12 protein-coding genes are annotated in these 11,568 nt (G+C 64.7%); 10 read left to right on the top strand and 2 right to left on the bottom strand.

Annotated elements, in window-relative coordinates; translation table 11 throughout:
- The first annotated feature begins 424 nt into the window (after positions 1–424).
- The 7 genes from AUJ55_09425 (at position 425) to AUJ55_09395 (ending at position 5,311) form a co-directional block, all read left to right on the top strand.
- A complete protein-coding gene (locus AUJ55_09425; protein OIO55995.1) occupies positions 425–1,153 on the top strand; it encodes a phosphoribosylaminoimidazolesuccinocarboxamide synthase in 729 nt (242 codons plus the stop codon).
- Positions 1,154–1,158: 5 nt separating this feature from the next.
- A complete protein-coding gene (locus AUJ55_09420) occupies positions 1,159–2,220 on the top strand; it encodes an N-acetyl-gamma-glutamyl-phosphate reductase (protein ID OIO55994.1) in 1,062 nt (353 codons plus the stop codon).
- Positions 2,221–2,223: 3 nt separating this feature from the next.
- Complete coding sequence (locus tag AUJ55_09415) at positions 2,224–2,967, top strand: hypothetical protein (protein OIO55993.1); 744 nt, start codon at positions 2,224–2,226, stop codon at positions 2,965–2,967.
- The gene (locus AUJ55_09410) at positions 2,967–3,479 is read left to right on the top strand and encodes a hypothetical protein (GenBank protein ID OIO55992.1); all 513 of its coding nucleotides are present in this window, start codon (positions 2,967–2,969) and stop codon (positions 3,477–3,479) included. The genes AUJ55_09415 and AUJ55_09410 overlap by 1 nt, the downstream gene beginning before the upstream one ends.
- Positions 3,476–4,003: a gamma carbonic anhydrase family protein gene (locus AUJ55_09405; GenBank protein OIO55991.1), complete on the top strand. Its 528-nt coding sequence runs from the start codon at positions 3,476–3,478 to the stop codon at positions 4,001–4,003. The genes AUJ55_09410 and AUJ55_09405 overlap by 4 nt, the downstream gene beginning before the upstream one ends.
- Entirely contained in the window at positions 4,000–4,911 is a 912-nt protein-coding gene (locus AUJ55_09400) for a hypothetical protein (GenBank protein OIO55990.1), read from the top strand. The genes AUJ55_09405 and AUJ55_09400 overlap by 4 nt, the downstream gene beginning before the upstream one ends.
- Positions 4,912–5,065: 154 nt before the next feature.
- A complete protein-coding gene (locus AUJ55_09395) occupies positions 5,066–5,311 on the top strand; it encodes a ferredoxin (GenBank protein OIO55989.1) in 246 nt (81 codons plus the stop codon).
- Between the two features lie 128 nt (positions 5,312–5,439).
- Here AUJ55_09395 and AUJ55_09390 read toward each other — a convergent pair whose 3' ends face one another.
- Together AUJ55_09390 and AUJ55_09385 are read right to left on the bottom strand one after the other, a co-directional pair.
- Positions 5,440–6,759, bottom strand: a complete 1,320-nt coding sequence (locus tag AUJ55_09390; GenBank protein OIO55988.1) for a protoporphyrinogen oxidase — start codon at positions 6,757–6,759, stop codon at positions 5,440–5,442.
- Complete coding sequence (locus AUJ55_09385) at positions 6,756–7,694, bottom strand: DUF4438 domain-containing protein (protein ID OIO55987.1); 939 nt, start codon at positions 7,692–7,694, stop codon at positions 6,756–6,758. The genes AUJ55_09390 and AUJ55_09385 overlap by 4 nt, the downstream gene beginning before the upstream one ends.
- 265 nt (positions 7,695–7,959) lie before the next feature.
- On the opposite strand from AUJ55_09385, the gene AUJ55_09380 reads away from it, so the two are divergent.
- From AUJ55_09380 to AUJ55_09370, 3 genes are read left to right on the top strand one after another with little or no spacing between them, the layout of a single operon-like run.
- Positions 7,960–9,165: a metallo-mystery pair system four-Cys motif protein gene (locus tag AUJ55_09380; protein OIO55986.1), complete on the top strand. Its 1,206-nt coding sequence runs from the start codon at positions 7,960–7,962 to the stop codon at positions 9,163–9,165.
- Positions 9,166–9,168: 3 nt separating this feature from the next.
- Positions 9,169–10,383, top strand: coding sequence for a di-heme enzyme (locus AUJ55_09375; GenBank protein ID OIO55985.1), 1,215 nt, complete (start codon positions 9,169–9,171; stop codon positions 10,381–10,383).
- Positions 10,384–10,387: 4 nt separating this feature from the next.
- Positions 10,388–11,533: a hypothetical protein gene (locus AUJ55_09370; protein ID OIO55984.1), complete on the top strand. Its 1,146-nt coding sequence runs from the start codon at positions 10,388–10,390 to the stop codon at positions 11,531–11,533.
- The last annotated feature ends 35 nt before the right edge of the window (positions 11,534–11,568 follow it).

The raw sequence follows: 11,568 nt of genomic DNA, 5'->3' as shown, positions 1-11,568 counted from the left end.
TGGTGGTGCTTGCATGGCCTGGTTGCAACCTCGTGAACACTGCCGATGACCCAGGCCAACCACCCCGCTCACCCGAGCTTGTCGAAGGGCCTAGGAGCCTGTCGGACTTGAGCGTCCGTAGCGAGCCGAGTGGGGAATCGAGGCCAAATTTTCACGGTTTTGAGGATCATAGTGGTGGCTATGTGACGAAAAACCGGGGAAATTTGGACCGATTACCCGCCGGCGCACGACTGCATGGATGCAGGAGGTAGAGCAATGCAGGAGCAATTGCCGAGTAGGACGATCTCAAGTCCGACAGACTCCTAGGAACCTTTAAAGGTAAAGACCTACTGCGCGGCTCATTTGCTGCGGCGCTCGCTGCGTTTTTGATCGGTTTTCCACCTGCTTGATTCTCTTTTCCCCCCTCCTTTGTCGAGGTCGCATCATGTCCATGGGTGAATTGCTGTACGAAGGCAAAGCCAAAAGGGTTTTTGCCACCGACGATCCCGATGTGGTCATTCAGTACTTCAAGGACGATGCCACTGCGTTCAACGCCTTAAAAAAAGGGACCATCGCCGCCAAGGGGATCCTCAACCAGCGGATCTCCGCCCACCTGTTCGAGGTGCTGGCCGCCAAGGGGATCGTCACCCACTACATCGAAACCTTGAGCACGCGGCAGATGAAAATCCGCAAGGTTTCGATCATTCCGCTTGAGGTGGTGGTGCGTAACCGGGTCGCCGGTTCCCTGGCCAAACGGCTGGGCCGGGAAGAGGGTGAGGTCTTGGCCAAACCCTTGATCGAGTTCTATTACAAAGACGACGCCCTGGGCGACCCCCTGGTCTGCGCCGATCACGCCATCGCCTTCGGTTGGGCCACCGCCGAGGAGATCGTCGAATTGCGGGTTCAGGCCGCCACGATCAACGGTGTACTCAAAGAACGGCTGGCCCAGGCGGGGATCGACCTGATCGATTTCAAACTCGAATTCGGCAAAACCCGGCAAGGGGAGATCCTGCTGGCCGACGAGATCAGTCCCGACACCTGCCGTTATTGGGATGTGAACACCGGCGAAAAACTCGATAAAGACCGGTTTCGGCGGGATCTGGGTGGGGTCGAAGAGGCCTACCTTGAGGTTGCCCGGCGGCTTGGTCTGCCGACCACGGTCGAAGAGGACTGAGCGCCATGTCGGATCGGCTCGATATCGCCATCATCGGCGCGACCGGGTACACCGGCATCGAGCTGATTCGGATTTTGGCCAGCCATCCCAAGGTACGCATTGCCCACTTGGCCGCCGGTAGCCAGGCGGGGCAAGCCATCGGGGCGGTTTTTCCCGCCCTGCTCGGGATCAGCCCCGAGCTGCTGCCCGACCCGTTTCTTCATCCGGTCGACCCCGATCAGATCAAAGCCAAGGCGCAGATCGCCTTCCTCGGTCTGCCCCATGCCACCGCCGCCCCCATCGCCGCTGCCCTTTTGGCACGGGGTGTGAGGGTGATCGACCTTTCTGCCGATTTTCGGCTGAAAAATCCGGCCACCTACGCCGCCTGGTACAACCACGAACACCCCCATCCCGAGTTGATTCCCGAGGCGGTGTACGGCTTGGTGGAGTGGGCGCAGGGGCTGCCCGAGGCGCGGCTGGTCGCCTGCCCCGGTTGTTACCCCACCTCGGTTTCGCTTCCCCTCGTGCCGTTGCTTAAGGCGGGGTTGATCGCCCCTCAGGTGATCGCCTCCTGCGCCTCGGGGACCAGCGGTGCCGGACGCAGCGCCAAGGTCAGCCAGCTCTACGCCGAGGTGGCCGAGGGCTTTCGGGCCTACGGGGTCGAGCAACACCGGCACACCCCTGAGATCACCCAAACCCTGTCGCTGGCCGCCGAAACCCCGGTGCGGGTCACCTTCACCCCCCACCTGCTGCCCATCGACCGGGGGATCCTCGCCACCCTGTACATTCAGCCCAAACCCGGCGTGGATGAGGCGACGCTTCGGCAGGCTTGGGTCGAGGCCTACGGCGATGCACCCCTGATCCGGCTGCTCCCCCCCGGCGCCCAACCCGACACCAAAGATGTGCGGGGCACCGCGATTGCCGCCATGGCCCTGACCCCGGCCCGTGAAGAGGGGGCCCCTTGGGTCGTCACCTGTGCCATCGACAACCTCAACCGGGGCGCCTCGGGTCAGGCGGTCGCCTGCCTCAACCTGATGATGGGCTGGCCGCTCATCGCGGGGCTCCCTCTCGTCGCACTGGTTCCCTGATCGATGCTGCCGCGTCGCTTCGAACTGGTCATTCTCGACCACGAGAAGGGTACCGCCCCCCGTTCCATCCGTATTCGCCGCAGCGTGTTGTATTTCACGATGGCGAGCGCCGTGGCGCTCTATACCGCCCTCATGATCGGTTTGTTCTTCTGGCAGAACGAAAGTCCGGCGATCACCAGCCAAACTCAGGCCCGCATCGATGCGATGGAAAACCGGAACCATCAGCTGGAGCAAACCAACGCCGAGCTCGTCGGCAGGGTTAATGATCTTCAGCGCCAACTTGAGACCCGCGACGCCCTCACCGCCGACCTGCACACCACCATCGACCGGCAAAGCAAAGAGATGGTCGATCTGCGCCAAGAGCTCACCTTCTACCGCAACATTCTCGAAAGCGCCGCCCAACACGACAGCCTTGAGGTCTACGGCTTTCAGCTTGTGCGCGAGGAGGGGTGGCGCTACCAGTTCCGCCTGATCCAAAGTTTGAAGCGGCAAAAGATGATCTCCGGCTCTTGGCAGCTCCAAATCACCTACCGCGTTGGCGAGGAGGGGGAAGAGGAGAACCTGATGGAGCCCGCCGATCAGGCCGCCCCCTACGGTTTTCGCTACTTCCAGTCGTTCGAAGGTTCTCTGGCCATCCCGGATGGAGCGGTCGTAACCGACGTACAGATCACCCTTTTCGACCGCCGGGGCCATATTTTGGCCCGTCCCGTACTTCCCCTCGACACGCTGCAAGAGGAGCCACGCTGATGTTCGGAAACAAGCGCGACAAACAAGAAAACCCATCCCCCCGTGCCGTCACCCCTGCCAGTTCCTCGTCCAACGGCATCGGCACCCTGATTGGCGCTTCGGCCCGTTTGGTTGGGGATTTGTTCTTCGCCGGACAGCTGCGCATCGACGGTCGCCTAGAAGGGACGATTCGTGCCGAAGGCGATGGTGAAAGCCGCCTGGTTGTTTCGGAGCAGGCCGAGGTCGTCGGCGACATTGAGGTCCCCATCGCCATCATCAACGGCTCGGTCACCGGCAACGTGCGGGCGACCAAACAGTTGATCGTCCAGGAGCATGGCCGCATTGCTGGCGAGGTCGCCTACCGTTCTCTGGAGATCGCTGCGGGCGGTCGCATTCAAGGCAGCATGAACGAGCTCTCGGAAGCGGCGCTGAACAAACCGGCTTTGGCGGTGGAGGATCAAAACCGGCGCAAGGGCAAACCGGTCGTCACCCCGCCCCCCGCCGACGAACCCAAGAGCGAGGGCTGGAATTGATCCTGCGCTACAAACAATGGAGCCCCCAACTGGGGGCTCGTTGTTATTTGGCCCCCAACGCCACCGTTATTGGGCGGACCACCCTGGGGGAGGATTGCTCGGTCTGGTTCAACGTGGTGATCCGCGGCGACGTGCACTTCATCGGCATCGGCGCACGCACCAACGTGCAAGACAACTCGGTTCTGCACGTTACCAACGACACCTTCCCGCTGGTCATCGGCGATGACGTCACCATCGGCCACAGCGTCACCCTGCACGGTTGCACGTTGGGCAATCGCATCCTGATCGGCATGGGGGCGGTGGTGATGGACGACGCCACCATCGGCGACGACTCCATCGTCGGGGCGGGCAGCCTCGTCCCCCCTGGCAAGTCGTACCCCCCCGGTCATCTGATTCTGGGCCGTCCCGCCAAAGCGGTGCGCCCCTTGAGCGAGGATGAAAAAGCCGCCCTGCTCGCCTCCTCGCAGCGCTATGTCGGCTACGCCCGCACCTACCAAGAAGACACCGAGGTACTCGCCCCGTGAATGCTGCGGCCATCGACATCGGCTCGAACACGGTCCGTTTGATTGTCGGTGCATCGGGTCGAACCCTGGTCGAGGATCAGGTCATCGTCCGCCTCGGCGAGGGGCTGCACGCCACCGGCAAGATCGGCGAGGGGGGGCAAACCCGGCTGATCGCCGCCTTGCAGCGCTTCTTGCCCCAAATCCCCCCCGGCAGCGCCATCCGCGCCGTCGCCACCGCCACCCTACGCCGAGCCGACAACCGCGAGGCGGTGATTGCAGCGGTGCTCGCGGCAACCGGCATCGCCATCGAGATCATCGGCGGCGATGAGGAGGCGCGGCTGTCGGCATGGGGGGTGATGGCGGGGCTTTCCAACCCACCGGACAAGGCGTTGATCGCCGACATCGGGGGGGGCTCGACCGAGCTGGTCCGTTTCGAAGGGGGGCGGATCGTCGCCTCTATTTCGCTGCCGGTGGGGGTGGTGGTGCTGACCGAACGGCTGGCCCCGACCATGCCGACCCCGCCGGAGCAACTGCGCCGCCTGCTGGCCGAGGCGCAAACGGCGCTCGAACCGGCCTGGCCGGTGATTGGGCCGTTGACCCCCGAACACGCCCTAATCGCCACCGCCGGAACCGCCACCACCCTGGCCGCCTTGGAGTTGGGGATGCGCCACTACGACGCCGAGAAGATCAACGGCTGCCAGTTGCACTATGGGCGGATCCTGCACTGGCTGTCGGTGCTGCTTCCTCTGAACCGGGGGCAGCGCGGGGCGTTGGCGGGGATGGATCCGGGGCGCGAAGACTTGCTCGTCGCCGGGCTGATCCTGCTGCACACCTTGGCGCTACGTTTTGCCGCCCCCACCGTGACGATTGCCGACGGGGGGCTGCGCGAGGGGGTGCTTCTCGACCTCTTACGGCAGGACAACCCCTGACAAAATCATCAAGTCGTGATTTGTCGGTTGCCCCGCACCCCCCGAACCCTTAAATTTCCCGACCCTGGCGAGGGCTCGACCCTCCCGGTCCAGATGGCCTTCATTCCCCAAGGGGACTTTTTCTTCCCCATTTCGACTGTCGAGGAGCTTCATCATGGCCCTGATGATTACCGATGAATGCATCAACTGTGGCGTTTGCGAACCCGAATGCCCCAACAGCGCCATCACCGAGGGTGACGAGATCTACGAAATTGATCCCGATCTCTGCACCGAGTGCGTCGGCCACTTCGACGAACCCCAATGCGTGAAGGTCTGCCCGGTCGATTGCATCCCCAAGGATCCCGACCACGAAGAGAGCGAAGACGAGCTGCGCGCCAAGTTCGAGAAGATCGCCGGCTAATCCCGGTTTTCTCTCGGTTGGACACAAAAAACCCCGCTTCGGCGGGGTTTTTTGATGTTGGTGGGGAGTGCCCCTTGGCTGGAAGAAGGTGGATGCGCTGCGCTTATCCACCTTTCCCCAAACACCCCTCACCCCAATGCTTGTGCAAACAGCAGCCGGTCGGCCACCGCCACCCCCCCCTTGATGTTCCCCACCAGCTTGATCGGGAAGGGGGCCAGCGCCCGCTCGATGGTGGCGATCCTCCCCTCGTGCCCCAGTTCGTATTGCGGAATCGCCCGTGCGTGACGGGCGGTGTCGACATAGACCGGCTCGGCCTGAATCCCCAACAGTTTTTTCAAGTCCTCCCGCACCCCGGCAACGATCTGGGCCGGAAGCCGTAGCGCTCCGTCGGGATTGGTTCTCCCCCCCACGTAGGCGGTCAGCGCCACCCGATCGTCGGGGCAGCGACCGGGGAAGAGCTGGCTTGAAAATAGACACCCCAATGTTTCGATCCCCTCGACCCGAGGAATCAGAAAACCGAACCCCTTGGGCAGCGCCGGGATGTCGGCTTTGCGGTAGGCCAGAAACACCTGGGCCACCGCAGCGTAGGGAATCTGGCGCAAGGTCTCTTCGGCCACCGGGGCGAGCGGGGCGACCAGATTGGCGCTCACTTCAGCGGGGACGGCGAGCCAGACCTCGCGGGCACGCAGCCTGCGACCCTCCCCCAGATCGAGCACCATTCCCCCCTCTTCGCTCTTCAAACCCTTGACCGGGGTATCGAGGAAGAGCCGCTCGCCCAACTTGGCCGCCATTGCCTCAGGCAGCGCCCCCATCCCCCCCGCGAACGAGAAGATCCCCCCCTTGGGTTGGCCGCTGACGTTGCGTTTGGCCAGCGCCCCGCGCAAGAGGCCGCCGTGATCCCGCTCCAGGTTGTAGATCTTGGCCACCGCAGCCCGCACCGAAAGCCGCTCGGGGTCGCCCGCGTAGACCCCGCTGACGAAGGGGCCGACCGCGTAGTCGAGAAACTCTGGCCCCAAACGGCGGCGGACAAACTGGGCCACCGTCTCTTCCGCCTCGGCCCGACCATGCAGCGGCTCGGCCAGCAACCGCAATTTGGCCCAGAGTGAAAAGAGGGGCGTTTTGAGGAAGGCGACCGGCCCCAGCGGCAGCGGGACCAACCTGCCCCCCTTGACCACGTAGCGATACTTGGCCTCAGGGGCGGCATCGAGGGGGTCGAGCCCCAACTCGGCGACCCACTCCTTGACCCCTGGACGATTGCCCAAGGTCGAGTTGGGGCCGGTATCGAACAGGTAGCCGTCGTGGCGGCGGCTTTCAATCACCCCCCCGGCGCGGCCACTTCCCTCCAGGACCACCACATCGCGCCCGGCGGCCAGCGCCCTCACCCCGGCCCCGAGCCCCGAAATCCCCGCCCCGACGACGACCAAATCCACCTGCTGCGGCAAACTCATACCCTCTTCCCCTTCTTCTTTTGACTGCTCCCCTCACGGAACCGTCCCATCCCCAAATAGCGCCCGACGTTGGCGCCGGGATCGAGCACCGGGCGAATCTTGCCCCCCAGGGCGGTGAGCAGGGTCGCCACCCCCGGCCCGTGGCCCGCCAGTTTGCAATCGGAATGAACCACCACCCCCACCGAGACCGCCCCCTTGCGGTAGGTCCGCCCATAACGGTTGTCGTGATCGAGGATGGCGACCAAATCGCCAAAGCGGATTTGATTAAGTTGGTACTCGCTCACCGTGTCGGGATCGTGGGTCAGGATGTCGTAATCGCCATAGTGGACCGCCGCCGAGCCAATGCCGCTGCCCATGGCGTGGCCCGGCACCAGGGTGGTGACCGGTACCTCCAGCGCCCCGTCGGCGGCCACCCGGATCGGCCAGGCGGCCAGCAGTTCGGGATCCATGTTCATGGCGTGGACCTCGGGGTGGTCGAGCAGCGTCATCCCCTGACCGAAGGCGTGGATGAGCACCTTGTCGTCCAAGGTCATCCGCTCCATGACCTCAATCGGGAAGTCGACGATGACGTGGTGGACCCCGCCGTGGTGCCCCAGTACCCGCCCCTTGGCCCCTTGGGCCTCGCCACTGACGAGGGTGGCGACGTTGCCACAGCACGCCAGAAAGTTGAGCCCGGCGTTGGCTTTGCCGGTCCGCTCCTTTTCATTGAGCAGCAAAGAGACCCCCGGCTCGATGTGGTCCCCCGCCCAACCAAAGACCGAATCGCCCACCACCACGTTGAGGGTGATCCCCCCGGTGGCGGGTAGGGCGAAGGCGCGGCCATCGACATCGACGTCGAAGGGGGCGTAGGAGTAAGCGGGGGCGATGCCAGCCTGGACGGCGATCTTGACCAGGCGGTCGCCATTGACGCGCAAAGGGGGCAGTTGCTTGGGCATGGGGACTCCGAGGGAGGATGGCGAAGGGGGATCGTACTCGAAGCGGGCTCGGTGTTGTCCGGTGGCAAGGTGTGAAATCGCGCCGGTCTTCCACATAAAACCGCGTGAAATCACGCGCCACTCCGTTTTAACCCCGCTATGTTGTTGATTTTATAAGGTTTGAACATTGGCGCCCATTTTGCGGAACAAGCGCTCCCAACCCGCTCCCGGCCACAAGGGGGCGATTTCAATTGGAAGTGTCCAACCGACCGTAAGGAGGAGTTCCATGTCCCGTACCGCCACCCACCCCAGGGCCGCCCTGGCCATGGCCCTAGGCGCTGCCCTGCTGTTGAGCGCTTGCAACACCGGCAACACGACCGATTCCAGCAGCGGCAACACCACCAACACTGGGACCGGAACAGGCACGGGGTCTGGATCGGGGGCAAACACCGCCACCACCCAGCCGCTTTCGATCCAATTTGCCCTCAAAAACGGCGCCGTCACCGCCCTGACCGGCCAAGACATCGGGACCATCGGTCTTGCCGCCACGGCGGGGGCGGGGATCACCGCCACGGCGGGGTTGCAACCCCACGCCACCCTTTTCGATGCCCGTTTCTATGTTTCCAACCTGCGCCTGATCGACAGCCTGGGTGGCGAACACCCGGTGACCCTGGACCAGAACACCTACCAGTACCTCAACGTGGCGCTGCTCGACTTTGAGGACGGTTCCACCGGACGGGGCGATACCGGTATGCACACCGCCGTCACCGGTACCGTCCCGGTTCTGAGCAGCGGCGCCTACCTGGGTCTGGCCTTCGAGGTCGGAATTCCCGATACGGTCGTGGACAACGGCGCTACCGTCTACCTCAACCACGCCGACGCCGCCACTGCCCCAGCCCCCTTGAATTCCATCGGGATGATGTGGAGCTGGGCCTCGGGACACAAGTTCGTGAAGATCGAACTCAACCCCATCCCCACCGTGAGCGGCCCCACCGTCGCCGTGGGGGCCGATCCCAACGTCGCCACCACCGCCGTGGCGGGTACCCCCTTGCAGGGGATCACCCAAGGGAGCTTCGCGGTTGGGACTTACGACGCGCTCAACTTCACCCCCACCGTCACCGGGGTCAGCCCCAACGCCGTCCTGAGCGCCACCAACACCTGGAACTTTCATGTCGGTTCCCTCGGCTGCATCGCTGCCACCCCAATGGAACAGTCGACCTGCACCGCCCCGAATCTGGCGCCGATCAAGCTCGCCGCGTTCGATCCCACCACCCAGCAGGTCACCCTGCAACTGGCAACCCTCTTTCAAGACACCGATCTGACGATCACCGCCCCCATGCCGGCGGGGTGTATGAGCGGCAACACCGATCCCGATTGCGGCACCGCCGCCTCGGGGATCTTTTCGCGGCTGAACCTGGATGTGGCCACCGGCCTGCCGCTCAGCGCCAACGGTTCGGCCAACCACCCCTTCGTGGTCGAAACCAAGCCTTAGAACATGCCGCGCTGGTACTGGCTTTTTGCGGTTGTGCTCGCCGGTTGTCTCAACCTGCCGTCGGGCACAACCGTCTCCGACCCCACCCAGGATTCCGCGAACTGGTCGTGGAACCTGCCGGTGTACGTCCCCGCGCCTCGGGTTCCCGCCGACAATCTCCCCAACAAGGCCAAATTCACCCTGGGGCGCTACCTCTTTTACGACGCCCGACTGTCGGGCAACGGCGCCCAGCGCTGCGCCTCGTGCCACCTCCAAAGCCTGGCCTTCACCAACGGCCATGCCGTCGCCACCGGCGCTACCGGCGAGGCGATGCCCCGCAACGTTCCAACCCTGGGCAACGCGGCCTGGAATTCCACCTACACCTGGGCCAATCCCGCCCTGGGCACCCTGGAGGCCCACCACAGTGTGCCGCTGTTTTCCGACAACCCCGTCGAACTGGGGATTACCGACGCCTCCGGCCCCGTGGTGCTGGCGCGGCTGAAATCCGACCCCCTCTACCCTGCCCTCTTTGCCGCCGCCTTTCCCGGTCAGGGCGACCCCTTCGTGTTCGGCAACGTCATCAAGGCGATCGCCACCTTCATCCGGGGGATTCTAGCGGTCGATTCCCGCTACGACCGCTACCTGCAAGGCGGAGCGACCCTGAGTCCCGCCGAATTGCGGGGGCTCAACCTGTTCATGAACGAGAAGGCCGACTGCTTCCACTGCCACGGCAGCTTCAACTTCAACGAACAGGTCACCCACGTCGGCTCCATGCCGGGCGAGGTGCCGCAGTTCCACAACACCGGCCTTTACAACATCGACGGGCTGGGGGGATTCCCCCTCCCCAACCGTGGATTGTTCGAAAGCACCGGCATCCCGACCGACATGGGGCTGTTCCGCGCCCCCTCGCTGCGCAACGTCGCCATCACCGCCCCCTACATGCACGACGGCTCCATCGCCACCTTGGGCGAGGTGCTCGATTTCTACATCGCCGGAGGGCGGGTTATTCCCCCCGGACAAGCCAACGCGGGCGACGGACGGCTCAATCCCTACAAGGACTCCCTGGCCTCGGGGCTGGCGCTCACCCCCCAGGACAAACTCGACCTCATCGCCTTCCTGGGAACCCTGACCGATGAAACCATGCTCACCGACCCCCGCCTGGCCGACCCCTTCCTGGCCGATGCCCTCACGGGGGGCTCGCCCGTCGCGGCGATTCGGGCTGCCGCTACTGGCCCTTAGCCTGATGGCCGGGGCGGCTCAGAGCCAACAGACGCATGCCCCCCACGAAATGGCGCCGCCGCCCGCTGCCAGCCAGCTCCCCAGACGCTGGGAGGGGCTGCTGGAACTCAACCTGCGCCACCTCGATACCCCCAGTCCCGATCTGCCCACCCTGGGTCTGCGCGAAACCACCCCCACCGGCTGGCTGTGGGGGCAGTCCCGGGCAGGGATCGCTTTTCGTCCCCTACCCTGGCTACAACTCTTCGCCACCCAGATGTACGACGACGCCAACGGCTTTATGCGCGACCACACCGGGGTGGGGTTGGATGTCGGCCATTGGCGGGTCAAGGTGGGGACGCTCATGCCCGCCAGCGGCCACCCCGGATTGCCCGCTTGGGCGCTCCCCTCGTTGTTTGTGCAGACGGTGCTGGGACACGAACACTGGAGCGACGAGGGGGTGACCCTGGACTGGCACGGGGATGAGGCCGGTTTTCATATCGGGCATTTTACGGGCAGCGGCTACCGCGGCGGCACCGGAACCGTCCGGCATCCGGGGATGTGGGAGGTCGGCGGGCAGTGGGGGGGCGATTCGTTCGCCTTGAGTGTGCATGGCGCCCACATCGAGGGGATCCACCGTCAAGTCGACCGCAACGCCCCCCACACCCACGGTCCAGCCACCGCCGGATGCGGCACCACCACCAACTGCTTGGCGGGTAGCACGGCCCTGATGGGGATGCTGGTGCGCTGGGGCGACGAGGGGGATGGCCCCTGGGTGGCAACCGCCCTGGATTGGCGGCGGGAGCAAGGCACGCTGGAGAGCACCCTGGGTAAGCTGAACTACCGGGGCGACATTGCGGCAACGGCCGCCGAGGTTGGCTGGGGCTGGCCACAAGGGGGGATGGCACTGCGTATGGAGGAGCTGGGGATCGTTCACCGGATCGGTGGCGCCAACGCCACGGCGGTGGCCTACCTGCTCAGGATCGACCGCGGCAACTTCAATCCCGGTCGGCAAGGGCTGCGGCTGGCGTGGCGCCCCTCCCCCCGGCAAACCCTGGCGTTGGAGGGGTGGCGAGAGCGGGGGGATACCCCGTCGCATCGGGTGCTGGGGCAATGGCAACTGCGGTTGGGCACACGGCAAAGCCATCACCATGGCGGCGCGCTGCCGCCATGACGCGGCGGGCCGTTTGCCGCATCCACCATTCCCTG

The sequence above is a fragment of the Proteobacteria bacterium CG1_02_64_396 genome, assembly GCA_001872725.1.
In the GTDB taxonomy this organism is placed as follows: Bacteria; Pseudomonadota; MNWR01; order CG1-02-64-396; family CG1-02-64-396; genus CG1-02-64-396.
The sequence above is the reverse complement of the archived record's forward strand: the minus strand, read 5'-3'. Positions and strand labels throughout refer to the sequence as shown.